The following is a 25,084-nucleotide window of genomic DNA, read 5'->3' on the forward strand; positions in this document are numbered from 1 at the left end:
CAAAACGACGGCCGCGGCGTGTGGGTCACCACGTTCGCGGGGACGACCAAATCAGCTACGCCGCGTCGACGCGCCGAAAACCGTTCCACATCGCTGTCGCAGCACCGGAGGTCAGCACCGGCAGGATGCGCGTGTCCTGGAAATTGCCGTTGAGCGAGACCCGCGGCAGGGCGGTCAAATGATCGGCGTTTTCGGCGAACAGCATGCCAGGCCGAGTGGTCACCGCGGTTTTGAATCCGGCCGCGCGCGCCAGTGCGAATTCGCGCGGGCCGGCGGCATGCCTGTCACCGTAGGGATAGGCGAGATGAAGCACCGGACGCTGCAGCGCGTCTTCGATCCGCGCGCGGCCAATCGCCATCTCCTGGCTCGCGATCTCTTCGCTCTGCCTGGCGAGGTTGCAATGGGTGACGGAATGCGCGCCGATGCTAACCAAAGGATCGTCGGCGAACGCCTTGAGTTCGTCCCAGGACATGCAGAGATCCCGGCCGATCGTCGTCTCGTCGACACCGTGACGGGCGCACAGCGCGGCAACTTCGCGCCGGAGGTCGTGCTCGCCCGGCAAAGTGCGCAGCCAATGGTGCAGGCGGTCGAATGCGCCCTGCTTGGCGGCCGGCGTGGAAGCATCGAGACGGGTCGCGACGCCGCCGATTTTGGCGTCGATCATGTCGGCTTTGGCGATCACCCTCTCCAACGCTATCCACCACAACCGGCCGGTACCTTCGGCGAAATCACTGGCGACATAGACGGTCAAAGGTGCGTCAAATTCCCGCATCACCGGCAGCGCGAAATCCCTGTTGTCGCGATAGCCATCGTCGAGGGTGAAGCAGGCAAAACGCCGCGAGAAGTTGCGTTCGACCATTCGAAGATGCAACTCGTCGATGCTGATGATGTCGATGCCGCGCGAGCGAAGGTGCGACAACGTCGCGCGCAGGAACGTCGGCACCACTTCGAGATGACGATTGGGCTGGAACTCCGGCTCGCGCGCCGGACGGACGTGATGAAGCATGAAAATGGCGCCGACGCCGGAGAGAATCGGCCGCAACAGGTGATGCGCCCCGGTGAAGTACAGCGCACCCAGTCCGGCGCGGATGACGTTGCTGCGAAACTGCTTCATGCTGAACGAGCTGGCCGGTTCGGGTGCAACCGCGAAACTAGCGGGAAACCGCTGAAGAAACAGTTATTCGGGCCGCGGCGCTTTAACCGGACATTCTTGCGTTATTTCGGATTTGACAGCCCCGCAAGGGTTTGTTTTCTCTCTGTTCCAGACCCGCGGGACATCGAATGCACGGACTTTACAGGTGGAGCAGCAAATGGTGGCCGGGCACAATTCCACTGGTCGTCTTTTGGGCTATCGCGGCCTGGACCAGTACCGCACCCCTGGAAGCCGACCTGGCCGCCCGCGCTACGTCGGCTCTTAAGGATACCGTCCTCGACAAGACGCGGATCGAGGTCTCCGGCCGCGACGTCAGCTTCGCCGCCGACGCCTTCTCGGAAGACGGCCGCCGCAGCGCCGTCGCAGCGGTCGAAGCCGTGCCGGGCGTGCGGCTGGTCAACGACGAGACCCGGCTCATTCCCGAAGCCAAGCCGTTCGTGTGGTCGGCCGAGCGCGACGTCGCCCGGGTCACGCTGGGCGGCAGTGCGCCGCTGCCGGCCAGCAAGGCCAAGTTGCTCGAGGCGGCCCGCGCGGCGCTCGGCGGCGTGGAAGTGGCCGATCAGATGCAGATGTCGCGGGGGGCGCCGCCGCGCTTCGACAATGCCGGCTTGCTGCTGGTCGATCAGATCGCCAAATTGAAGGAAGGCAAGATCACGATCTCCGACACCAAGGTCAGCCTTGCCGGCATGGCGCGCGATCTCGGCGGCCGCGAGGCGATCGCCGCCGCACTGAAAAATCTCCCGGAGGGCTTCTCGGTTGCCGCCAATGACATCAAGGCGCCGCCTTATGTGTTCCAGGCCTACAAGGATCCGGTGGCGGTGACGCTGACGCTGACCGGCTATGTGCCGGACAACAACGTCCACGCCGCGATCGCTTCGGCCGCCGGGCGCAAGTTCTTCAGCGAGAAGGTGGTCGACAATCTGAAGGCCTCGATCGGTGCGCCGAGCGGATTCGTCAGCGCGGTGGTGCCGGCGCTGGGCGCGTTGTCGCGGCTCTCGACCGGCACGCTGGTGGCGACCGATCGGGAGATAAAACTCTCCGGCGACGCATTCTACGATGCCGCGGTGACGCAGATCCGCGCCAGCCTTGCCAGGGATTTTCCGGAAGGCTGGCAGGTCAAGGCCGACATTTCGGTCAAGCCCGCCGCAGCACCGGTCGATCCTACCGTATGCCAGCAGCTGTTCTCGGAACTGCTCGGCAGGGGAAAAATCCGCTTCGAACCCCGGCGCGCCAGCATCGATCAGGATTCCGCAGGGCTGCTCGACCGCCTGATCGAAACCGCGATGCGTTGTCCGTCGGCCGACATCGAGATCGCGGGACACACCGACGCCGACGGCGAGGACGCCTTCAACCAGGCGCTGTCCGAAAAGCGCGCGCAGGCCGTGATGGACTACCTTGTCAAAGCGGGCCTGCCCGCGAACCGGTTCACGGCGATAGGCTATGGCAGCTCGCAGCCGGTCGCATCAAACGATACCGACGAAGGCAAGGCGCAGAACCGCCGCATCGATTTCGTGGTGAGGTAGGAGAATGGCATATCTCGTGACATTTCATTGGGGCTGGCTGCTGGCGTCAGCCCTGCTGGGCCTCGGCATGGGCTGGATCGCCGTGGTGCATCGCGGCCAGGGCGTATCGAAGCGGACGGCGCGGTGGCTGGCGGCATTGGCGGCGGCGCTGGTCGCAGCCGCGCTGGCGCAATTGATCCCCGGCCGCCCCGGCTATTGGCTCGATCTCGGTCTCACCATGTTCGCGGTGTATCTGGTCGGCTGCGCGGTGGGATCGTGGCTGCGCGACCGGGTGCTCTCGCGCCATGTGCCGGCGGCCTGAGATTTTGCGAGGGCAGGAGAGGCGAGGTATCCATGACGCCCGCGGAGCATTATCGAATGTTCGCGCACTACAACGCCTGGGCGAACAGCCGCCTCTACGAGACGGCCGCGCGGCTTTCGAGCGAACAATATCGCGCCGATCGCGGCGCCTTCTTCAAGTCGGTTCACGGCACGCTGAATCATCTCCTGGTCACCGACCGGATCTGGATGCATCGCTTTACCGGCCAGGGCGATGCCCCGAACCGGCTGGACGCGATCCTGTTCGAGACCTTCGACGAGCTGCGCGCCGCGCGCGAAGCCGAGGACCGGCGGATCCTGGGTTTCGTGGAAGGGCTGGACGACCGGCGCATCGAAGGCACCATCAAATACCGCCGCGTTTCCTCGCCGGAGGAATTCGAGCAGGCACTGGCGCCCGCGCTGGCGCACTGGTTCAATCACCAGACCCACCACCGCGGGCAAGTTCATGCGTTGCTGACCGGCCTGCTCGGCCAGGCGCCGGAACTCGATCTGTTGTATTTTCAGCGGCTGGCGGCAAAGCCTGTGGCCTGATTTCACGAAAACTTCACCGCCTGCTGCGCAGGCTTTGGGGGCTTCCCGCTTTGCAGCGGCGGGGCGAATGCAGCAAAACTGGGCAGCAGGGTGCCCGTAGTTTCCCCTAATATATTGAAGGAGCGCGTGTTATTCCCATCAAGCGAATTCCACTTCGGCCCAAAACACGCTACCACGTGCCGGGGAGCAAGCCCGGCACGGCCCGCAGCGAAGCTCGCTTTGGTACCGTTGTCGCGGGATCGCAGTTCGAGGTTTAGATGCTGGAAGCAATACGCAGGGCGATCTCGTTTCTGCGCCAGAAGCAAATCCTGCATAAGCTTGGTGTTGGCGTCAGCGTCACGGTCATCGGGATCGCGTGCTACGTGCTCTACCACATGCTGCGCGGTATCGACGTCGACGAGGTCGTCGAGGCGATCAAGCAGACCGAGTACCGCCAGATCGCACTGGCGGCGTTGTTCGTGGCCGCGGGTTATTTCACGCTGACCTTCTACGACTGGTTCGCGGTTCGCGCGATCGGCCGCGGCGACATTCCCTACCGCATCAACGCGCTTGCCGCCTTCACCAGCTATTCGATCGGGCACAATGTCGGCGCCAGCGTCTTCACGGGCGGTGCGGTGCGCTATCGCATCTATTCCGCCTGGGGGTTGAACGCGATCGACGTCGCCAAGATCTGCTTTCTGGCCGGCCTGACATTCTGGCTCGGCAACGCTGCGGTACTCGGGCTCGGGATCGCCTTTCACCCGGAAGCGGCGTCATCGATCGATCAACTGCCGCCCTGGCTGAACCGCATTACCGCGATCCTGATCATTCTGGCGCTGGTGGGCTATGTGGTCTGGGTCTGGACCAGGCCGCGAAGTGTCGGTCGCGGGCCCTGGACGGTGGCGCTGCCGGGCGGCCCGCTGACGCTGCTGCAGATCGTGATCGGCATCGTCGATCTCGGCTTCTGCGCGCTGGCGATGTATGTGCTGGTGCCCGATGAGCCCAATCTCGGCTTTGTCGTGGTCGCGGTGATCTTCGTCTCGGCGACCCTGCTGGGCTTCGCCAGCCACTCCCCCGGCGGCCTTGGGGTGTTTGACGCGGCCATGCTGGTCGGGCTGTGGCAGATGGACCGGGAAAACCTGCTGGCGGGGATGCTGCTGTTCCGGGTCCTTTATTATCTCGCCCCCTTCGTCATATCTGTAATCTTGCTGACGTTTCGGGAGGTTATGATAGGGACCCGGACCAAGCGCCTGCGCCAGGCCAGGACGGCGCTCGAAGCCGGGCCCACCCGCGAAGCCGCCTATGTCAGGGAACGCGGCGACAAGGGCAGCGCCTGACGATTGAATACCCGAACAGGGAGACAGCCGGCCCGATGGCACTCGACGCTCCTTCTGCTTCCTTCTTCTCGCCGTGGCCGGACCGGTTGCGGCATTCGGCCATCATCCTGCTCGCCGCCGGCATTGCGCTCGCCGTGCTGGTCGCGTTCGGCGAATTGTCGCCGTTGCGCGCCGGCGCGGTGTTCGTCTGCATCGCCGCCGCCGCGTTGGTGCCGTGGCGCCTGCACAATGTCGCCACCTCCCGCGAAGACGTCCGCGGCATCACCAGCCCGGTCGAAACCGCCGCCGTCAGCGCCATCGTTGCCGGCATGCCGGATCCCGCGGTGCTGCTCGATCGCGCCGGCCGCGTCATTCACCTCAACGCCGCAGCGGCGCAGCTCGCGCCGGCGCTGCGCAAGAACGAACTCGCCCAGTTCGCGCTGCGCTCGCCCGAGATCATCAGCGCGCTGCGCGAAGCCATTGCCACCACGGAACCCCGCCGCGCCACCTATCTCGATCACGTGCCGGTCGACCGCTGGATGGAACTGATCATCACCCCGGTGCCGGTGCCGACGCTGTTCGGCGGCACCGAAAAATGCATGCTGATGACCTTCCACGATCAGACGCCGCTGCGCCGGGTCGAGGAAATGCGCGCCGACTTCGTCGCCAATGCCAGCCATGAATTGCGCACGCCGCTGGCGGCGCTGTCGGGCTTCATCGATACGCTGCAGGGGCCGGCCAAGGAGGACGCCAAGGCGCGGGAGCGTTTCCTCGGCATCATGCATACCCAGGCGACCCGGATGGCGCGGCTGATCGACGATCTGTTGTCGCTGTCGCGGGTCGAATTGTCAGCCCATGTCCGCCCCGACACGCTGGTCGATATCGTCCCGATCATCCGCCAGGTCGCCGACGGGCTGGAGCCGCTGGCGCGGGAACGCCAGGTCACGATCGACATCCAGTTGCCGGAGAGCCCTGTCGTGATCGCCGGCGACCGCGAGGAACTGCTGCGGCTGTTCGAGAACCTGATCGAGAACGCGCTGAAATACGGCGCCTCCGGCGGCAAGGTTATCGTCTCCCTGGTCGCGGCGGTCTCGGGCGAGGGGGTGCCGGAAGTCCGGGTCATGGTACGCGATTTCGGCCCCGGCATCGCGCCCGAGCATCTGCCGCGGCTCACCGAGCGGTTCTACCGGGTGGACGTCGGCGACAGCCGCGCACAGGGCGGCACGGGGCTGGGTTTATCGCTGGTTAAACATATCGTTAACCGCCATCGCGGCCGGTTATTGATCGAAAGCGTGCCTAAGCACGGGGCGACTTTTACCGCCTGTTTTCCCCAGGCGAAAACCCCTGCTTCCGCTTAAAAACAAGCAATTTCAGCTGCTTGGCTATGTCATCCAGGTGTCACTAAACCTTCGTAAAACGAGCACCGACCGCTCCTACACGAGCGGGCGTGAGCGCAGTCGGGCGCATTTGGCGCTTCGCTCACCAGGGAGACCAGCACATGAATTTCATCAAAGCTATCGTCGCTGCCGGCCTGGTCGCCGCATCGACGTCGGCGTTTGCCGCCGACATTACCGGAGCGGGCGCGACGTTCCCGTTCCCGATCTATTCGAAATGGGCCGATGCCTACAAAAAGGAGACCGGCAACGGTCTGAACTACCAGTCGATCGGCTCCGGCGGCGGCATCAAGCAGATCGAGGCCAAGACCGTGACGTTCGGCGCCTCCGACATGCCGCTCAAGGTCGAGCAGCTCGAGAAGGACGGCCTGATCCAGTGGCCGATGGTCATGGGTGCGATCGTTCCCGTGGTCAATCTCGAGGGTGTGAAGCCCGGTGAAATGGTGTTCGACGGCGATACGCTCGCCAACATCTATCTCGGCAAGATCACCAAGTGGGACGATCCGGCGATCAAGAAGCTCAATCCGAACGTGAAGCTGCCGACCGACGCGATCACGGTGGTGCGCCGTTCCGACGGTTCGGGCACGACCTTCAACTTCACCAACTACCTGTCCAAGGTCAGCGCGGACTGGAAGTCCAAGGTCGGCGAGGGCACCGCGGTTGAGTGGCCGGTCGGCGTCGGCGCCAAGGGCAACGAAGGCGTCTCCGGCAATATCGGCCAGACCAGGAACTCGATCGGCTATGTCGAATACGCCTATGCCAAGCAGAACAAGCTGACCTATACCGCGATGGTCAACAAGGCCGGCAAGACCGTGCAGCCGACCGTCGGCGCGTTCCAGGCCGCCGCCTCGAACGCCGACTGGGCCAAGGCCCCCGGCTACTACGTGATCCTCACCGATCAGCCCGGCGAAAAGTCATGGCCGGTCACGGCCTCGACCTTCATCCTGATGCACAAGGAGCCGGCGGATAAGGCCGCTTCCGCCGAAGCCATCAAGTTCTTCAAATGGGCCTTCGCCAAGGGCGACAAGATGGCCGAAGAACTCGACTACATCCCGATGCCGGAGCCGGTGGTCAAGCTGATCGAGAAGACCTGGTCGGCCGATATCAAGAGCTGAGCGGAGGCATTTCTTTCCCGGACGCGGAGCAGCGCCGTTGGTGCCGCTCCGCGAAACCGGGACCGCCCGCAAAGCCAGCAAGATCGACCCCGGATCGGCGCTGCGCCCATCCGGGCAGACGGCTCAAGTAAAACACTATAGGGGATTGGCGTGGCAGACATGGCCGTTCAGAGCGATGTAATGGAAGCCGCCGGACCTTACGATCGCGCCCGCGCGCTGAACGCTTTCAAACTCGGCGATGTCACCTTCTACTGGATCACGCGCGCCTGCGCGGTTTCGGTCCTCCTGATCCTCGGCGGCATCATCCTTTCCCTGATCGTCGGCGCCTGGCCGGCGATCCAGCAATACGGCATTGCGTTCCTGTACACGTCGCGCTGGGCGCCGTCGGCCGATCCGCCGGTGCTCGGTGCGCTCGGCCCGATGTACGGCACGCTGGTGACCTCGTTCATCGCGATGCTGATCGCCATCCCGGTGGGACTGGGGATCGCGATCTTCCTCACTGAACTCTGCCCGCAATGGCTGCGGCGCCCGATCGGAATAGCCATCGAATTGCTCGCCGGCATCCCCTCGATCATCTACGGCATGTGGGGGTTCTTCGTGCTCGGCCCGTTCCTGGCCTACACGTTCCAGCCCTTCATGATCAAAGTGTTCGACGGCATCCCGATCCTCGGTTCGATCTTCGCAGGCCCGCCTTCCTATCTCAGCCTGTTCAACGCGGCGCTGATCCTGGCCATCATGGTGCTGCCCTTCATCACCGCGATCTCGGTCGACGTGTTCAAGACCGTGCCGCCGGTGCTGAAGGAAGCGGCCTACGGCGTCGGCTGCACCACCTGGGAAGTGGTGCGCAACGTCGTGATCCCCTACACCCGCGTCGGCGTCATCGGCGGCGTCATGCTGGCGCTCGGCCGGGCGCTCGGTGAGACCATGGCGGTCACCTTCATCATCGGCAATTCCTTCCGAATCTCGTCCTCGATCTTTGCACCGGGCACCACGATCTCGGCGGCGATCGCATCCGAATTCGCCGAAAGCGACGGCCTGCACCAGTCCGGCCTGATCCTGCTCGGACTGCTGCTGTTCGTGCTGACCTTCTTCGTGCTGGCGGCGGCGCGGTTGATGCTGATGCGGCTGGAAAAGAAGGCGGGGAACTAGGATCATGAATCCGATCTACACGCGCCGCCGCCGCAACGACATCATCATCCGCGGGCTTTGCTTCGGCGCCGCGCTGTTCGGCGTGACCTGGCTGGCGCTGATCCTGTTCACGCTGCTCTATAATGGTCTGGCCGGCCTCAACCTCGAGATATTCACGCAGAACACGCCGCCGCCCGGATCGACCGACGGCGGCCTGCTCAACGCGATCGTCGGCTCCGTCATCATGACCGTGATCGGGGTCGGCATCGGCGCGCCGCTCGGCCTGTTCGCCGGCACTTATCTGGCCGAATACGGCCGCAACGATCGCCTCACCTCGGTGATCCGGTTCATCAACGACATCCTGCTCAGCGCGCCCTCGATCATCATCGGCCTGTTCGTGTATGGTGCTGTGGTGGTGCCGATGGGCGGGTTCTCGGCTTTGGCGGGTTCGCTGGCGCTCGCGGTGATCGTCATTCCGGTGGTGGTGCGCACCACCGAGGACATGCTGCTGCTGGTACCCAATCCGCTGCGCGAGGCGGCGTCCGCCCTCGGCCTGCCGCGCTCGCTGGTGATCAAGCGCATCGCCTACCGCGCGGCGCGCTCCGGCCTGATCACCGGCGTGCTGCTGGCCACCGCCCGCGTCGCCGGCGAGACCGCGCCGCTGCTGTTTACCGCGCTCTCCAACCAGTTCTTCAGCCTCAGCCTGAACAAGACGATGGCCAATTTGCCGGTGACCATCAACAACTTCGTGCAAAGCCCCTATGCCTACTGGAAGCAGCTCGCCTGGAGCGGGGCCTTGCTCATCACCCTGACCGTGCTTGCCCTGAATATTGGCGCGCGCATTCTTGGCGCCGAGAGGACCGCAAAATGAGTGACCTTTCTGTATCTGTTAGTCAGGCCGGCGGATCCGTTCCCTCGGTTATGTTGCCCGAAGCCCCCGCAAAGGTCACTGCGCGAGGCCTGAACTTCTATTACGGTGAGAACCATGCGCTGAAGAACATCAACATCACGCTGGGCACCAACCGCGTCACCGCCTTCATCGGGCCGTCCGGCTGCGGCAAGTCGACTTTGCTGCGGATTTTCAACCGGATGTACGATCTCTACCCGGGGCAGCGCGCCACCGGCCAGCTGATGCTCGACCAGATCAACATTCTCGACCCCAAGCTCGATCTCAATCTGCTGCGCGCCCGGGTCGGCATGGTGTTCCAGAAGCCGACGCCGTTTCCGATGACGATCTACGAGAACATCGCGTTCGGCATCCGGCTCTACGAGAAGATCTCCAAGTCCGAGATGGACGGCCGGGTGGAAAAGGCGCTGCGCGGCGGCGCGCTGTGGAACGAGGTCAAGGACAAGCTGAACGCCTCGGGGTTGAGCCTGTCCGGCGGCCAGCAGCAGCGGCTCTGCATCGCCCGCACGGTCGCGGTGCGCCCCGAGGTGATCCTGTTCGACGAGCCGTGCTCGGCGCTCGATCCGATTTCGACCGCCAAGGTCGAGGAATTGATCCAGGAACTGGCGGAGGACTACACCATCGCCATCGTCACCCATAACATGCAGCAGGCCGCGCGCGTCTCCGACAAGACCGCCTTCATGTATCTCGGCGAGCTGATCGAATTCGACGAAACCAACAAGATATTCACCTCGCCGAGCGATCGACGCACGCAGGACTACATTACCGGCCGGTTCGGCTAAGGGAGAACAAGATGGTTTCCGAACACACCGCCAAGGCGTTCGACAGCGATCTGCAGGAGCTGACCCGGCTGGTCGCCGAGATGGGCGGCCTCGCCGAACGCATGATCGTCGATTCCGTCGATGCGCTGATCCGCAGGGATGTCGCGCTCGGCCAGCGTGTCGTCGCCGCCGACGCCGAAATCGACAATCTGCAGCGCGTGATCGAAGAGCGCGCGGTATTGACCATCGCCCGGCGCCAGCCGATGGCGGTGGACCTGCGCGAAATCGTTGGCGCCATGCGGGTCGCCACCGATCTGGAGCGGATCGGGGATCTCGCCAAGAACATGGGCAAGCGGGTCGCGGCGCTGGAGAGCGATTTCCAGCCGCTGAAGCTGATCCGCGGCCTCGAGCATATGACCGACCTGGTGCAGTCGCAGGTCAAATCCGTGCTCGACGCCTATGCGGCACACGATTTGCCGGCGGCGATGGCGGTCTGGAAGGGCGACGAGGAAGTCGACGCCATCTGCACCTCGCTGTTCCGCGAACTGCTCACTTATATGATGGAAGATCCGCGCAACATCTCGTTCTGCATCCACCTGATGTTCTGCGCCAAGAATATCGAGCGGATCGGCGATCATGCCACCAATATCGCGGAAACCGTTTTCTACATGATCGAAGGTCAGCAGATCACGGACAAGCGCCCGAAGGGCGACATGACGACTTTTGCGACGACGGTACCTGGAAACTGAGATTAAGATAAAGGCTTGAACATATGAGCGCGCGCATTCTGGTGGTGGAAGACGAAGAAGCGTTGACCACGCTGCTTCGCTACAACCTCGATGCCGAGGGTTACGACGTCGAAACCGTTGCCCGCGGCGACGACGCCGATACCAGGCTGAAGGAACGAATCCCCGACCTGATCGTGCTGGACTGGATGCTGCCGGGCCTGTCCGGCATCGAGCTGTGCCGCCGTTTGCGGGCGCGGCCGGAGACCAAGTCGCTACCGATCATCATGCTGACCGCGCGCGGCGAGGAAAGCGAGCGGGTCCGGGGCCTCGCCACCGGCGCCGACGATTACATCGTCAAGCCGTTCTCGGTGCCGGAGCTTTTGGCGCGGGTGAAGGGCCTGTTGCGCCGTGCCAGCCCCGAGCGGCTCGCGACCGTTCTGGCTTATGGCGACATCGAGCTCGACCGCGAGAAGCGCCGCGTCGCCCGCTCCGGCCGCCCGATCGACCTCGGGCCGACCGAGTACCGGCTGCTGGAATTCTTCCTGGAACATCCGGGCCGCGTGTTCAGCCGCGAGCAGTTGCTCGACAGCGTCTGGGGCCGCGACATCTATATCGACGAGCGTACCGTGGATGTGCACATCGGACGCCTGCGCAAGCTGCTCAATCCCGGCCGCGAGCAGGACCCGATCCGCACCGTCCGCGGCGCCGGCTACGCGCTCGACGACCGGTTTGCCAAGGTGGAATAATTCCAGCGTCGTCCCGGCGAATGCCGGGAGCCATACGCCGTGTCATTGATTTTGAGAGACGGTGTTCGACGACTTTGCCTAACCACGACTATCGGTGGTTACGGGTCCCGGCGTTCGCCGGGACGACGACAGATATGAAGCGCGTCCGTTACCTTGCCGGCTTCGGCTGCTGGCGGCGGCGGTCGGAGGCGGGCTGATAGGCGATCCGCGAGTGATGCGCGCAATAGGGCAGGCTGCTCAGCGCCTTGCCGCCGCAGAAGAAGAATTCCGGGCTCGAGGGATCGCCGACCGGCCAGTGGCAGGTGGCCTCGTTCAGCTCCAGCAGCGACAGCCGCTGGCTCATCGGCACCACGTTGTCATAGGAGATCGGATCCGGCTCCAGCTCGACCTCGAAGGCATGGGCCAGCGCGGTATTGCCGCGCGAGACCGGCCGGGCGACCCGCATCATGTGCTGGGCCGGACGGGCTTTGCGCTGCCGCGGGGCTGCCGAGGAGGGGCTCTTGGCGCGGCCGGAAAGGCCGAGCCGGTGGACTTTGCCGATTACGGCGTTGCGCGTCACATTTCCGAGTTCCGCGGCGATCTGGCTGGCCGAAAGTCCGCCTTCCCAGAGTTTCTTCAGTTGCTCGACGCGATCGTCGGACCAGGTCAATACTGTCATCGCCCTCTTTCCCTCGCGTCGCGCCGGCCGAATTCGGGACAGCGCTGCGATGTCAATCGTCTCAAAAATCCCTGCCGGCAGAATCCCTTAGCCCTCGCCGGGCGCGAAAAGCACGCCCGAACGTTTACGCCGAACAAAAGCGACTTAAAGGGATCAGTACCACCGCACGAGATGTCGTACCCGACAGGAAAGAAGCTACAATATGGCGTGACTCCCGCGCAAGAGTCCGCGCGCGTGCGTCCACATGTTCCGTCACCTAAGCATTGCAATGCGCTCTTTCCGCGACACCGGAGGTTTACGGGAGCGGCGTGCTCCGGCCTGTTGACACGTATCGCCTTGCGCATAGAATAGTTCCCACGTGCCGCCCCGAAAAGGCGGCACGTTTTGTTTTCCGGGCTGGTTGCCGATGCGATCGCGCCAATGCGCGCATCGCGGCCTGTCCTAACCTTCAGTGACCGCCATGACCAACAGCGCGACGTCGCATCTGCTTCCCGTATTCGCCAGGGCCGATCTCGGTTTCGAGCGCGGCGAGGGCTGTTGGCTGATCGCGACCAATGGCGAACGTTATCTCGATTTCACCAGCGGCGTGGCGGTGAATGCGCTCGGCCATTGCCATCCGCATTTGGTCGCAGCGCTGCAGGAGCAGGCCACAAAACTGTGGCACATGTCGAACCTGTTCAAGAGTCCGGACGGCGAAAGACTGGCGGCGCGGCTGTGCGAACAGAGCTTTGCCGACTTTGTCTTTTTCGCCAATTCCGGCGCCGAGGCGATGGAATGCGCCATCAAGGTTACGCGCAAATATCACGCCTCCAAGGGCCATCCCGAGCGTTACCGCATCATCACGTTCGACGGCGCATTTCACGGCCGCACTCTGGCGACGCTGGCCGCGACCGGCTCGCCGAAATATCTCGAAGGTTTTGGACCGCCGGTGGAAGGCTTCGATCAGGTGCCGCTCGGCGATCTCGAAGCAGTCAAGAAGGCGATCGGCCCGCATACCGCGGGCATCCTGATCGAGCCGCTGCAGGGCGAAGGCGGCGTGCGTGCCGCGCCGCACGCCTTCTTCAAGGCGCTGCGCCAGCTCTGCGACGACAAGGGTCTGTTGCTTGTGTTCGATGAAGTGCAGACCGGCATGGGCCGCACCGGCGAGCTGTTCGCCCACAAGCGCGTCGGGGTTACTCCCGATGTCATGTCGCTGGCGAAGGCGCTCGGCGGCGGCTTTCCGATCGGCGCGTGTCTCGCGACCGCGGAAGCTGCCTCCGGCATGACGCCGGGCTCGCACGGCTCGACCTTCGGCGGCAATCCGCTCGCGGTTGCGGCTGCAAACGCGGTGCTGGACGTCATGCTCAAGCCCGGTTTCTTCGAGCATGTGCAGCGGATGTCGCTGCTGCTCAAGCAGAAGCTGGCCTCGGTGGTCGACCGCCATCCGGCTGTGCTCGCCGAGGTACGCGGCGAGGGACTCCTGATCGGCGTCAAGGCGGTGGTGCCGTCGGGCGATCTGGTGACGGCGCTGCGCGAGCAGAACCTGCTCACCGTCGGCGCCGGCGACAATGTCGTCCGGTTCCTGCCGCCCCTGATCGTGACCGAGGCGGAGATCGAGGATTCCGTACAGCGGCTCGAGCGGGCCTGCGCCAGGCTTTCCGGCAGTGAGTTGAAGCGGGCGGCGGGGCAATGAGCAAGGCCCTTCGCCATTTTCTCGATCTCAACGAGCTTCCGACCAGGGAGCTGCGCGACGTGCTCGCCCTGAGCGGCGCCATGAAGGCGAAGCTGAAGGCGTACAAGAGCAATCAGGGCGCGAAGCCGAACCGGCCGCTCGAGGGCAAGACGCTGGCGATGATCTTCGAAAAGCCGTCGACCCGCACCCGGGTATCGTTCGACGTCGGCATGCGCCAGCTCGGCGGTGAAGCGATCATGCTGACGGGCGCGGAAATGCAGCTCGGCCGCGGCGAAACCATCGCCGACACCGCACGGGTGCTGTCGCGTTACGTCGACGCCATCATGATCCGCATCCTCAACCACGATGCGCTGCTGGAACTCGCCGCGCATGCCACGGTGCCCGTGATCAACGGACTGACGCGGCGCTCTCATCCCTGCCAGGTGATGGCGGACCTCATGACGTTCGAGGAACATCGCGGCCCGATCGAGGGCCGCATTGTGGCCTGGAGCGGCGACGACAACAACGTGCTGGCGTCGTGGGCGCATGCGGCGGAGCGGTTCAAGTTCACGTTGAACATCGCGACCCCGCCGGAGCTCGCGCCGTCAAAGCCGATGCGGGACTGGATCAAGGCAACGCAGGCCTCGATCGTGCTCGGCAACGATCCGGAAGCCGCCGTCCGCGGCGCCGATTGCGTGGTCACCGACACCTGGTTCTCGATGGGCGACAAGGATGGCGAGCATCGCCATAATCTGCTCAAGCCCTATCAGGTCAACGCAAGGCTGATGTCGCTGGCAAAACCCGACGCGCTGTTCATGCATTGCCTGCCCGCCCATCGTGGCGACGAGGTCACCGACGAGGTGATCGACGGCCCGCAATCGGTGGTGTTCGACGAGGCCGAAAATCGCCTGCACGTGCAGAAGGGCATTCTGGCCTGGTGCTTCGAGGCGGTGTGCTAATCCCTCCCCCTTGTGGCAGGGCTATCGCATATGACTTTCCAAAGCCCAGTCTGCGCAACTTTAGAATCGCAGGGGCCTTCGCTAGGAAATTTTCGAATCCAATTCGGCCTCTTTGGACGGGAAAAGAATCGAAAAATTCCATATGCGATTCCCCTGCCACAAGGGGGAGGGATAAAGGGCCCCTTTCGTTTTGCGCGTTCCGACCCCAGATAAAGCGCCATGACATCACAATCCCCCGACTTCAAAACCGACAAAACCCCGATCCGGGCGCCGTCGGCGGTTCCGGTCGATGACGCGGTGCTGCCGTTCGACGTCGATGCGCTCGATCTGCGCGGACGGCTGACCCGGCTCGGCCCCGCGCTCGACGATGTGCTGACCAAGCACGATTATCCCGCGCCCGTGGGCAAGCTGCTCGGCGAGGCCATCGTGCTCACGACCCTGCTCGGCTCGGCGCTGAAATTCGACGGCCGCTTCATCCTGCAGACCCAGACCGACGGCCCGGTCTCGTTCCTGATCGTGGATTTCCAGGCGCCGGACCGCCTGCGCGCCTATGCGCGCTACGATGCCGCTCGCCTGAAAGAGGGCCAGGATTCCGGCGCGCTGCTCGGCAAGGGCCATCTCGCGATGACCATCGATCAGGGTCAGGACATGAGCCGCTATCAGGGAATGGTCGCGCTCGACGGCGGCACGCTCGAGGACGCCGCGCATGAATATTTCCTGCGCTCGGAGCAGATCCCGACGCGGGTGCGGCTTGCGGTCGGCGAGGAATGGCGCGGCGGCGAGGGCGAGCGTCCCCGGCATCGCTGGCGCGCCGGCGGCATGCTGCTGCAGTTCCTGCCCAAGGCGCCGGAGCGGGCGCGGCAGGCCGACCTGCATCCCGGCGATGCGCCGGAAGGCGTCGCGACCCATACCGTGGCGGAGGACGATGCCTGGGTCGAAGGCCAGTCGCTGATCGCGACGGTGGAGGATATCGAACTGATCGATCCGGATCTGTCGGGCGAGCGGCTGCTTTACCGTTTGTTTCACGAGCGCGGCGTGCGCGTGTTCGCGCCGCTGCCGCTGCGCGCGCAATGCTCCTGCTCGCGCGAAGCGGTATCCTCGATGCTGAAGAGTTTTTCGCCGCAGGACCGCGCCGACATGGTCAAGGACGGCAAGGTGGTCGTGACCTGCGAATTCTGCTCGTCGGTGTATCAGTTCACCCCGCACGAAGCGGGCGTGGAATAGGCGCGGGCTCGCTTCGACCGGGATAGCCGGCGAAAAATGGCGCCTGGGCTAATTTCGGATTTTCAGAATTCAACTTGACGCCGGGGGCAAATCAGCACTATAGCGATTTGGTCCCGTCCCACAGAGGGGCGTTGCGCAACGTCACGAAACGCGGAGCGGGATGCGGTGGACGCGGGCGGCGCGCTTGACGGGCGATGCCGTTTGCGGACGGAGAAGTCGTGTGGTTCTGACGCCCCGACGCTGGCGTCAAGTTCTTGAGATGCAAATTTCTCAGGGGCGACGGTGGCAAGAAAGCCCGGTCACCGGGAAGAGCGCGAAGGAAGCCGTTAAAACCATTGCGCGGGGAATGCCGGGTGACTCCGGTGTGACCTGACTAACGCGTGTGCGTTCTACCACTACCATTGCACACGCGGCTATCGGGCGCCCGGCATTCCCTGCGCCCTCCGATGAAGAGGGCGGGAATTTAATAGCAAAGCTCGGGCGAAACACGCCGCGAGATCGCGAAGTTGCGCGCGGTGATCTCCCCTCCCTCCACGCGCGCTTGCGCGTGGAGGGAGGGGTCGGGGGTCTATCAGTTTACTTCTCTGGCAAAGAGTTTGCCGAGGCCCCCCACCCCCGACCCCTCCCCGCCGCTTCGGGGGGAGGGGAGCAGAGCAGAGCAGAGCAGTTGTTCGCGATGGCAGGCTGTTTGAAAATTGAAATACGTCACGATCGAGAAGGCACGAACGCGCCACAGAGGCGGCCGTCAGTCTGCGCTACCGCGCGCTGGAAGGGCCGCGATCGTTCCATTTGCTCCAGGGCGCGCTGGCCAGCGTCTGAAAGTCGGTGCTGAGAGGACGGCGGCTTTGCCGCTCATAGGCGGCGACGATCTGCTCGGAATCCCTGATCTTCCGCTTGAGCTCGATCACGATCTCCTGTGTCTGCTCCGTCGCCTTTGGACTCGCAATGGAGCCAAAGGTGAACCTGGATGTTTCGTACTGCTTCAGGGCGTCGCGGTGCTTCCTGATCTGGGCGCGATGCCACGCAATTTGACTGTTACTGTCTGCAGCCATGTGAGTCTCCTGGAACCGAAGCTTGAGCATAGGTGATTCGCCAGGCTTGGGAGGCCCCTGAATTGGCGGGTTGGAACTACAGCTTCCGCGCCCACTCCCACCGGTGTCGTTACCCGCGAATGCGGGTGATCCAGTATTCCAGAGACATCAGTGATTGATCCGAAAGGCCGCGGCGTACTGGATGCCCCGCTGGAGCCTGTCATCGGGCTCGCCAAAGGCGAGACCCGGTGGCGGAGCATGACAAGGGCGCGTCAGTTCAACACCCGCTTGCTGTCGGGGCTGTCGAGCGAGAAGGTCGGCACCTCGATTTCGAACAGCTCGCCGCTCTCGCTGACCATTTGATAGCGCCCGGTCATGAAGCCCGAGGCAGTCTGCAGCGGCACGCCCGAGGTGTATTCGAAGCGCTCGCCCGGCGCGAGCACGGGCTGTTCGCCGATCACGCCTTCGCCGCGCACCTCCTGCTTGCGTCCCGAAGCATCGGTGATGATCCAGTGCCGCGTCCGCAGCTGCACCGTCTCATCACCGGTGTTGGTGATGACGATGGTATAGGACCAGAAATATTCGCGTCTTTCGACCGAAGAGCGCCCGGGAAGGAAGTTCGGCTCCACGGTGACTTCGATCTGGCGGGTAACGGCACGGTACATGCGGACGATTCTTTCCAAATCGGCTGATATCATAGCGAAGAATCCGGCCGGAACCAATCGCCTGCCGGCCAGGCCCAAATCCCGGCCATCCACATTGGCCATCGTCGTTTCAACATAGTTTCGACCTAGATCGCGAACCGCGAAAGGTCGAATATCCCCCTCATTCGCTTGTCCGACTTGTTTGCAACCCGCGTGCCGATACTATCTTTGCTGTGGTGCAAGCGCGCAAGACCGAACCGCCCAACACCGGTGCCAGATGACGTCCATTGCCGATCGAATTGCCGGACCACCGCTCGCGGGCGCACCCGACGCGATCGCGCGCGACGCGGCGCCCGCGCGGGCCGTGCGGGCGCCGACGATTTCGTTTCCGGTGCTCGGCGGCGAGCGTGAATTGCGGCTCGATCTGTTCCGCGGGCTGGCGCTGTGGCTGATCTTCATCGATCATTTGCCGCCCAATCTCCTGACCTGGTTCACGATCCGCAATTACGGCTTCAGCGACGCCACCGAGATTTTCATTTTCATCTCCGGCTATACCGCGGCGTTCGTGTACGGCCGCGCCATGCTGGAGTCCGGTTTCGTGGTCGCGACCGCGCGCATCCTGCGGCGGGTCTGGCAGATCTACGTCGCGCATGTGTTCCTGTTCACGATCTTCCTCGCGGAAATTTCCTACGTGGCGACCAGTTTCGAGAACCCGCTGTACACGGAAGAAATGGGGATCATGGACTTCCTCAAGCAGCCGGACGTCACCATCGTCCAGGCGCTGCTGCTCAGGTTCCGTCCGGTCAACATGGACGTGCTGCCGCTTTATATCGTGCTGATGCTGTTTCTGCCGCTGATCCTGTGGCTGATGAAGTGGCGGGCCGACCTCACGCTGGCGCTGTCGGTCCTGCTCTACGCGGTGACCTGGGAATACGACCTGTATTTGTCGGCCTATCCGAACGGCTACTGGGCCTTCAATCCGCTGGCATGGCAATTGCTGTTCGTATTCGGGGCGTGGTGCGCGCTCGGCGGAGCGCGGCGAATGTCCGGTATCCTGTCGTCGCGGATCACGCTCTGGATTTCGTTCGCCTATCTGCTTGCCGCATTCTGCGTCACGCTGACCTGGTATTTCCCGCAATTGAGCTATCTGATGCCGCGCCGACTCGAGCAATGGATGTATCCGATCGACAAGACCGACCTGGACGTGCTGCGGTTCGCGCATTTCCTGGCGCTGGCGGCTCTCACGGTTCGGTTCCTGCCAAAGGACTGGCCGGGACTGAAATCGCACTGGCTGCGGCCGCTGATCCTGTGCGGGCAGCATTCCCTGGAGATTTTCTGCCTCGGCGTGTTCCTGGCGTTCGCAGGGCACTTTGTGCTGGCCGAGGTCTCCGGCGGTGCTGCAATGCACTTCCTGATCAGTATTTCCGGGATCCTGATCATGTGGGCCGTGGCATGGGTGATTTCGTGGTACAAGCGGGTCGCCGACAAGAGCGCTTCGCGGACGAAAGGCGCCACGGGCAACGCCGATATGGCGGGAGGGGGCTGATGCAGTCCAACTCGGGAGCTATCCTGGGGTTGACGATGCTGGCCGGTCTTTTGACCGCGGTACCGGTGCCCGTTCGCGCGCAAGATGCTCCCCAAAGCTGCGAAGTTCCCGCATACCTGCTGACCACCGAAAGTTCCCTTCCCAAGGTCGCGGAGACCGTGAAAAGTGGCCATCCACTGGATATATTGGTGGTGGGCAGCCGGTCCTCCACCATCAGCACGTCAGAGGCGAGTGCCTACCCGGCGCGGTTGCAGGCGGCGTTGAAAGAGAAACTGCCTTTGACCACGGTAAACCTATCCGTAGAAATACAGACCAAGAAAACAGCCGAGGAAGTCGCCGCCAGCCTCGTTAAGCTGGTGGAAGACAAAAAGCCTACTTTGGTTGTCTGGCAGACCGGCACGGTCGATGCTATGCGCTCCATCGATCCCGATGATTTCCGCGCAGCCGTCGACGAAGGTGTTGTTGCGCTGCAAAATGCGGGAGCCGACGTGGTCTTGATGAATCTGCAATATAGTCCGCGCACCGAGACGATGATTTCGGTACCGCCCTATCTGGATAATATGCGGGTGGTGGCGCAACAGCACGACGTTCCGCTGTTCGACCGCTTCGCCATCATGCATCAGTGGAACGATGCCGGAGACTTCGACCTGTTCACCGCCGTCCATGGCATCGAGCTTGCGAAGCGCGTGCATGATTGCCTCGGCCAGGCGCTGTCGAAATTCGTGATCGACGCCGCCCATCTCGACCCGGCCCAGCAAAATTGAGGATCTAGCGTTAATGAGTCGTGTAAGCCCTTTTCGCCGAATGGCAGCGCTGGCCGGGTCCGCGATCGCGGTCGCGGCGGTTGTATTGCTGACGCCGGCCTGCCTCTCGCTCGCGCGCGCGGAAGCTGCCCAGCCGATCCAGCAGGCCGCCGTATCCGGACCTGTCAAATCCGATAATTCGAAGCCGGCCGCGGCGCCGGCGACCGGTGCGGGCGCAGCAGTCGCAACCGATCAGGCCAACCCGGCGCAGCCGAAGAGCCTTACGGCCAAGGCAATCGACACCGTGAAGGAAGTCGCGAAATCGGCCGGTGACATTTTCAGCCGCGTGCCGTGCCTGCCGCCGAGGGGCGGCGCCAAATCGATGGGATCGCTACCGCATGTCGCAAAGAAGCTGGCTTCGGGCGAGCCGGTCGTGATCGTCGCCTTCGGTTCCTCGTCGACCCAGGGGTTTGGCGTCACGTCGCCCGAATTCACCTATCCCAACCGGCTGGCCAGGCAACTGCGCCGGCAATATCCCACCGCCAACATCACCGTCCTCAATCAGGGCAAGGGCGGCGAGGATGCGCCGGAAATGATGAAGCGGATCCAGACCGAAGTGATCGACATGAAGCCGGATCTCGTGATCTGGCAGGTCGGCACCAACGCTGTGCTGCGCAACCTCGATCCAGCGGAGACCGCGCTGATGGTGGAGGATGGTGTCGCGCGCATCCAGGCCGCCGGCGCCGATCTCGTACTGGTCGATCCGCAATACTCGCCGCAAGTCAACCAGCGCGCCGAGAGCGCGAGCAGGATGATCAAGCTGCTCGGCAAGGTCGCCGAGCTCCGTCATGTCGGCATCTTCCCGCGCTTCGAGGTGATGCGCGAATGGCACGAACAGCAGGCGCTGCCGATCGACAGCTTCGTCATCGCCGACGGCCTGCACATGAACGACTGGGGCTACGCCTGCTTCGCGCAACTGCTCGGCGACGACATCATCAAGTCGGTCGGCCAGATCAAGCTCGGCGTCAATGTGCCGGGTAGCGTGCTGTCCTACCGGCCGATGTGAGGTCGGCGAGTTGCGAATAGCGATTAGTAAAGACATCCATCTACTCACTACTCGCTATTCGCTATTCGCCCCCCCTCAAGCCTTGTCCAGCGCCGCGTACAAATCCTCGATCAGATCGTCGTGGTGTTCGAGCCCGGCGGAGAACCTGACAAAACCTTCGCTGATGCCGAGTTCGGCGCGCGCCTCCGGCGTCAGCCGCTGATGCGTGGTGGTCGCGGGATGGGTGACGAGGCTCTTGGCGTCGCCGAGATTGTTGGAGATCCGCGCGAGCTTCAGCGCGTTGAGCGTGCGGAACGCCGCCGGCTTGCCGCCCTTGACCTCGAAGCCGATCAGCGTCGATCCGGCGCGCATCTGCTTCTTGACCAGAGCCGCCTGCGGGTGATCGGCGCGGCCGGGATAGATCAGCCGCGAGATTTTCGGATGCTGCGCCAGTGCTTCGGCGATCGCCGCCGCCGTTTCGGTCTGCGCGCGCACCCGCACCGCCAGCGTCTCCAGCCCCTTCAGCAACACCCAGGCGTTGAACGGCGACATCGACGGGCCGGTCTGGCGCATGAAGGTGTGGATGTGCTCGGCGATGAACGCTTCCGAGGAAAGGATGACGCCGCCAAGGCAGCGGCCCTGGCCGTCGATGTGCTTGGTCGCGGAATACACCACGACGTCGGCACCCAAGGTCAGCGGGCTCTGCCAGATCGGGGTCGCGAACACATTGTCGACGATCAGCCTGGCGCCGCCCGCATGCGCGATCTCCGCGATGCTGCCGATATCGAGCACGTCGAGGGTCGGATTGGTCGGGCTCTCCAGGAAACAGCTTTTGGTGTTCGGCCGCATCGCCTTGTGCCACTGGTCGAGATCGAGGCCGTCGACCAAAGTGGATGAGATGCCATAGCGCGGCAACAGATCCTCCACCACATAGCGGCAGGATCCGAACATCGCCTTCGCCGCCACCACGTGATCGCCGGCTTTCAGCGGCGCCAGAATGGCTGTTGTCACCGCGGCCATGCCGGTGGCGGTGGCGCGCGCGGCTTCGGCGCCTTCGAGCTCGATCATGCGGCGCTCGAACATCGAGATGTTGGGATTGGAAAAGCGCGAATAGATGAAGCCGGGATCTTCGCCCTTGAACCGCGCCTCGCACTGCTCGGCGGTGTCATAGACGAAGCCCTGGGTCAGGAACAGCGCCTCGGACGTTTCGGCGAATTGCGAGCGCAAGGTGCCGGAATGGACCAGCCGGGTTTCGGGACGGTAGCGGGCGGTGGATGACGCCGGTTTGGTAGCCTCAGACATGTGACCTCCTGAGTGACCACCCCAAGGAAGCCCTCGGGGAAATGGTCACAAAAAAACCGGCCTGGAAAAATTCCACAGGCCGGGATCACACTGTCCCCGGCCTGTTTAGCGACTTATTTAACGTGGCTGCAAGCCGGCCGGCTCAAATCACCACGGGATAAGTCACGCTGATATTCCCTTGCGCCCTTTCCGTCAAGGCGGCCATCGGATAACCGGTAAAAGTCCGTATTTTCAGCGTCTGGATGGCTATAACAGGGTCATCCCGGGGACCCCATCGTGACCTTCACGCTTTCGCCCGACGCCAATGGCATCCTGCCGGACCGCATGATCGCGGCGATGGCGGATGCCGGTCTCATCCTGCCGGCCTATCCCTTCGTCGAAAGCCAGATCCAGCCGGCGAGCCTGGACCTGCGGCTCGGCGACATTGCCTATCGGGTGCGGGCGAGCTTCCTGCCGGGGCCGGGCGCAACGGTTGCCGAACGCATCGACGAATTGAAGCTGCACGAGATCGACCTGACCGATGGCGCGGTGCTGGAGACCAACTGCGTCTACATCGTGCCGCTGCTGGAATCGCTCGCGCTGCCGCCTAACATCGTCGCCGCCGCCAATCCGAAAAGCTCGACCGGGCGGCTCGACGTGTTCACCCGCGTGATCGCCGACGGCACCCGTCGCTTCGACATGATCGGCGCGGGCTATCACGGCCCGCTCTATGCCGAGATCAGCCCGAAGACCTTTCCGGTGCTGCTGCGCGAGGGCTCGCGGCTCAGCCAGGTTCGCTTCCGCACCGGAGATGCCATCCTCAACGCCGATGAGCTCGACGCGCTGCATGCAAAGGAGCGGCTGGTCGATATCGACGACGCCGATCTCGTCAACGGCGTGGCGCTCAGCGTCGACCTTTCGGGCGAAAAGGCCAACGGCTTCGTCGGCTATCGCGCCAAGCGGCACACCGGCGTGGTTGATATCGATCGCCGCGGCGGCTATGCGATCGACGAGTTCTGGGAGGCGATCGCGGCGCGGCCCGACGGCAGCCTCATCCTCGATCCCGGCGAGTTTTACATTCTCGCCTCCAAGGAAGCCGTGCAGGTGCCGCCGGACTACGCCGCCGAGATGGTGCCGTTCGATCCGCTGGTCGGCGAATTCCGCGTGCACTATGCGGGCTTCTTCGATCCCGGCTTCGGCTATGCCGGCGCCGGCGGGCAGGGTTCCCGTGCCGTGCTGGAAGTGCGCTCGCGCGAAGTGCCGTTCATCCTCGAGCACGGCCAGATCGTCGGCCGGCTGGTCTACGAGAAAATGCTGGCGCGGCCCGACGCCATGTACGGCCAGCGCATCGGCTCCAACTACCAGGCCCAGGGCCTGAAGCTGAGCAAGCATTTTCGGGTGTAATCAGCCGTCATTGCGAGGCGCGCCAGCGACGAACCAATCCAGCTTCGCGCCCGGCTCTGGATTGCTTCGCTGGCGCTCGCAATGACGGCTGATATATGCTCGCCGCCAACAACAACGGCGGCAGGGGAGAGAACATGAACGCAGTGCACGGCGCAGCGCAGGAAGCGCAGTGGCTGCGATGGCGCAGCGTCGCCGATCTCTATCACGCTTTCTTCACCGGCCTGATCCTGAGCGTGGTGACGCGGCGCGGCAAGGCCGATGCGGCCGAGTTCGTATTCCGCGTGTTTCGCCGCCAGCAGCAGGAACGTTTTCTGCCGGGGTTGGAAAAGCTCGGTCTCAGTCATTTGCCGCCGGCGGTCGCCGCCGCGCAATATCACTATCTCTCGAACTGGATCGGCGGCGTGTCGGTCGAATACATGTACGAGTCCGATCGCAAGGCCTGGATCCGCTACCCGCCGCCGCGCTGGATCTGGCGCGGCACCGCGATCTGCGGCGTGCCCGGCGAGGTCTCGCGCGCCATGCTGCGCGGCTGGCACGCCAATAATGGCGTGGCGCTCGGCAATTTGAAGCTTGGTTTTGTCTGCACCAAGCAGAGCGTCGACGGCCAGGACGGACTCGAGGGATATTATCGCGAATACGACCATCCGCTCGAACCCGACCAGCGGCTGGTGTTCGCGCGCCATCTCGAAGCGCCCCTGTTCGATCCTGCCACTGCGCCGGCGTTGCCGGTCAAAAGCTGGCCGAAGCCGCGGCTGGAAAAAGCCTATCGCAACTACGCGATGGAATATGTGCGGACCGCAGCACCCGTGATGGTGCAATTGTTCGGCCCCGAAGACGCCTCCTATCTCCTGCACCTCACCGGCAAGCTGATCGGCATGCAGTATTTCGACGAGATCGCGCGCGGGCTTTCCGCAAATAGAGGCGGTGCAAGGGAATTTGCGACCTTCCTGTGCGCGCTGTTCGAGGCGCAGGACGATGCGGTCGGGATCGAGGAATCCGGCGGCAGTTTTGAAATTCGGCAGCAGAGCTGGAAGCTCTTCGCCGATCTCGGCGACTATCATCCGGCCTGTGCCGGCGTGCTGCAGGGAATGTTCGAGGGTCTCGCTGCCGGCTGCGGTCGCCATATCCCGGTTACGATGCGGCCGGCGGCCGGCGGGACTCCGCCGTTCGTGTGGTCCGTCGGCTGATAGCCTGCGCTCGCTCCCGACGGCGACCTGATCGCGCAGGCGGCCCATGCGCCTGACGCAGACAGCCCTTCGCCGGGCCGTGCTAGGAAACCCGCGGCGCGGCAGCAGATCG

At 63.7% G+C, this 25,084-nt stretch carries 24 protein-coding genes and 1 riboswitch; of the genes, 19 read left to right on the forward strand and 5 right to left on the reverse strand.

Going from position 1 to position 25,084, the window contains the following annotated elements:
- Window positions 1–55 precede the first annotated feature (55 nt).
- A complete protein-coding gene (locus B5525_RS13515) occupies window positions 56–1,114 on the reverse strand; it encodes a polysaccharide deacetylase family protein (protein WP_079566451.1) in 1,059 nt (352 codons plus the stop codon).
- A gap of 167 nt (window positions 1,115–1,281) precedes the next feature.
- Between B5525_RS13515 and B5525_RS13520 the strand changes: the two genes are divergently transcribed.
- The 11 genes from B5525_RS13520 to phoB all read left to right on the forward strand — a co-directional run bounded on the left by B5525_RS13520 (window position 1,282) and on the right by phoB (window position 11,599).
- The gene (locus tag B5525_RS13520) at window positions 1,282–2,676 is read left to right on the forward strand and encodes an OmpA family protein (RefSeq protein WP_079566452.1); all 1,395 of its coding nucleotides are present in this window, start codon (window positions 1,282–1,284) and stop codon (window positions 2,674–2,676) included.
- Between the two features lie 4 nt (window positions 2,677–2,680).
- Window positions 2,681–2,977: a hypothetical protein gene (locus B5525_RS13525; protein ID WP_079566453.1), complete on the forward strand. Its 297-nt coding sequence runs from the start codon at window positions 2,681–2,683 to the stop codon at window positions 2,975–2,977.
- A 32-nt stretch (window positions 2,978–3,009) separates the two neighbouring features.
- Window positions 3,010–3,525, forward strand: a complete 516-nt coding sequence (locus tag B5525_RS13530; protein WP_079566454.1) for a DinB family protein — start codon at window positions 3,010–3,012, stop codon at window positions 3,523–3,525.
- Between the two features lie 257 nt (window positions 3,526–3,782).
- On the forward strand, window positions 3,783–4,841 hold the full coding sequence (locus B5525_RS13535; RefSeq protein WP_079566455.1) for a lysylphosphatidylglycerol synthase domain-containing protein: 1,059 nt from the start codon (window positions 3,783–3,785) through the stop codon (window positions 4,839–4,841).
- Between the two features lie 35 nt (window positions 4,842–4,876).
- Window positions 4,877–6,178 (forward strand): ATP-binding protein, encoded by a 1,302-nt coding sequence (locus B5525_RS13540; RefSeq protein WP_079566456.1) that lies wholly within the window; start codon window positions 4,877–4,879, stop codon window positions 6,176–6,178.
- 140 nt (window positions 6,179–6,318) lie between these two features.
- Window positions 6,319–7,329, forward strand: a complete 1,011-nt coding sequence (gene pstS, locus B5525_RS13545) for a phosphate ABC transporter substrate-binding protein PstS (RefSeq protein WP_079566457.1) — start codon at window positions 6,319–6,321, stop codon at window positions 7,327–7,329.
- 159 nt (window positions 7,330–7,488) lie between these two features.
- A complete protein-coding gene (gene pstC / locus B5525_RS13550; RefSeq protein ID WP_079566458.1) occupies window positions 7,489–8,478 on the forward strand; it encodes a phosphate ABC transporter permease subunit PstC in 990 nt (329 codons plus the stop codon).
- A gap of 4 nt (window positions 8,479–8,482) precedes the next feature.
- Window positions 8,483–9,328, forward strand: coding sequence for a phosphate ABC transporter permease PstA (gene pstA, locus B5525_RS13555; RefSeq protein WP_079566459.1), 846 nt, complete (start codon window positions 8,483–8,485; stop codon window positions 9,326–9,328).
- A complete protein-coding gene (pstB, locus tag B5525_RS13560) occupies window positions 9,325–10,146 on the forward strand; it encodes a phosphate ABC transporter ATP-binding protein PstB (RefSeq protein ID WP_079566460.1) in 822 nt (273 codons plus the stop codon). The genes pstA and pstB overlap by 4 nt, the downstream gene beginning before the upstream one ends.
- Before the next feature lie 11 nt (window positions 10,147–10,157).
- Window positions 10,158–10,874 (forward strand): phosphate signaling complex protein PhoU, encoded by a 717-nt coding sequence (gene phoU, locus B5525_RS13565; protein WP_079566461.1) that lies wholly within the window; start codon window positions 10,158–10,160, stop codon window positions 10,872–10,874.
- A 23-nt stretch (window positions 10,875–10,897) separates the two neighbouring features.
- Window positions 10,898–11,599, forward strand: coding sequence for a phosphate regulon transcriptional regulator PhoB (gene phoB, locus B5525_RS13570; RefSeq protein WP_079566462.1), 702 nt, complete (start codon window positions 10,898–10,900; stop codon window positions 11,597–11,599).
- Between the two features lie 148 nt (window positions 11,600–11,747).
- On the opposite strand, the gene B5525_RS13575 is transcribed toward phoB, so the two are convergent.
- The gene (locus B5525_RS13575; RefSeq protein ID WP_079566463.1) at window positions 11,748–12,257 is read right to left on the reverse strand and encodes a GcrA family cell cycle regulator; all 510 of its coding nucleotides are present in this window, start codon (window positions 12,255–12,257) and stop codon (window positions 11,748–11,750) included.
- 460 nt (window positions 12,258–12,717) lie between these two features.
- On the opposite strand from B5525_RS13575, the gene B5525_RS13580 reads away from it, so the two are divergent.
- The 3 genes from B5525_RS13580 to B5525_RS13590 all read left to right on the forward strand — a co-directional run bounded on the left by B5525_RS13580 (window position 12,718) and on the right by B5525_RS13590 (window position 16,091).
- Window positions 12,718–13,929 (forward strand): aspartate aminotransferase family protein, encoded by a 1,212-nt coding sequence (locus tag B5525_RS13580; RefSeq protein WP_079573327.1) that lies wholly within the window; start codon window positions 12,718–12,720, stop codon window positions 13,927–13,929.
- Window positions 13,926–14,867, forward strand: coding sequence for an ornithine carbamoyltransferase (gene argF / locus B5525_RS13585; protein ID WP_079566464.1), 942 nt, complete (start codon window positions 13,926–13,928; stop codon window positions 14,865–14,867). Before B5525_RS13580 ends, argF begins: the two co-directional genes overlap by 4 nt.
- A 219-nt stretch (window positions 14,868–15,086) precedes the next feature.
- Window positions 15,087–16,091, forward strand: a complete 1,005-nt coding sequence (locus B5525_RS13590; protein ID WP_079566465.1) for an Hsp33 family molecular chaperone — start codon at window positions 15,087–15,089, stop codon at window positions 16,089–16,091.
- Between the two features lie 755 nt (window positions 16,092–16,846).
- On the opposite strand, the gene B5525_RS13595 is transcribed toward B5525_RS13590, so the two are convergent.
- Together B5525_RS13595 and apaG are read right to left on the reverse strand one after the other, a co-directional pair.
- Window positions 16,847–17,143 (reverse strand): hypothetical protein, encoded by a 297-nt coding sequence (locus tag B5525_RS13595; protein WP_079573329.1) that lies wholly within the window; start codon window positions 17,141–17,143, stop codon window positions 16,847–16,849.
- Window positions 17,144–17,394: 251 nt separating this feature from the next.
- Complete coding sequence (gene apaG, locus B5525_RS13600) at window positions 17,395–17,787, reverse strand: Co2+/Mg2+ efflux protein ApaG (protein WP_079573331.1); 393 nt, start codon at window positions 17,785–17,787, stop codon at window positions 17,395–17,397.
- A gap of 256 nt (window positions 17,788–18,043) precedes the next feature.
- Here apaG and B5525_RS13605 point away from each other — a divergent pair, with 256 nt between their 5' ends.
- The 3 genes from B5525_RS13605 to B5525_RS13615 are packed head-to-tail and all read left to right on the forward strand — an operon-like array spanning window position 18,044 to window position 21,121.
- Window positions 18,044–19,312, forward strand: coding sequence for an OpgC domain-containing protein (locus B5525_RS13605; RefSeq protein WP_079566466.1), 1,269 nt, complete (start codon window positions 18,044–18,046; stop codon window positions 19,310–19,312).
- A complete protein-coding gene (locus tag B5525_RS13610) occupies window positions 19,312–20,076 on the forward strand; it encodes an SGNH/GDSL hydrolase family protein (protein ID WP_079566467.1) in 765 nt (254 codons plus the stop codon). Before B5525_RS13605 ends, B5525_RS13610 begins: the two co-directional genes overlap by 1 nt.
- A gap of 13 nt (window positions 20,077–20,089) precedes the next feature.
- A complete protein-coding gene (locus B5525_RS13615) occupies window positions 20,090–21,121 on the forward strand; it encodes an SGNH/GDSL hydrolase family protein (protein WP_079566468.1) in 1,032 nt (343 codons plus the stop codon).
- A 75-nt stretch (window positions 21,122–21,196) separates the two neighbouring features.
- Here the strand turns inward: B5525_RS13615 and B5525_RS13620 are convergent, their stop codons facing one another.
- Complete coding sequence (locus B5525_RS13620) at window positions 21,197–22,402, reverse strand: O-succinylhomoserine sulfhydrylase (protein ID WP_079566469.1); 1,206 nt, start codon at window positions 22,400–22,402, stop codon at window positions 21,197–21,199.
- A gap of 84 nt (window positions 22,403–22,486) precedes the next feature.
- A riboswitch (SAM riboswitch) is annotated at window positions 22,487–22,566 on the reverse strand.
- A gap of 112 nt (window positions 22,567–22,678) precedes the next feature.
- Here B5525_RS13620 and B5525_RS13625 point away from each other — a divergent pair.
- Complete coding sequence (locus tag B5525_RS13625) at window positions 22,679–23,785, forward strand: 2'-deoxycytidine 5'-triphosphate deaminase (RefSeq protein ID WP_079566470.1); 1,107 nt, start codon at window positions 22,679–22,681, stop codon at window positions 23,783–23,785.
- 134 nt (window positions 23,786–23,919) lie between these two features.
- Complete coding sequence (locus B5525_RS13630; RefSeq protein ID WP_079573332.1) at window positions 23,920–24,972, forward strand: hypothetical protein; 1,053 nt, start codon at window positions 23,920–23,922, stop codon at window positions 24,970–24,972.
- Window positions 24,973–25,084: the final 112 nt, after the last annotated feature.

The sequence above is a fragment of the Bradyrhizobium erythrophlei genome, from assembly GCF_900129505.1.
Classification (GTDB): Bacteria; Pseudomonadota; Alphaproteobacteria; order Rhizobiales; family Xanthobacteraceae; genus Bradyrhizobium; species Bradyrhizobium erythrophlei_D.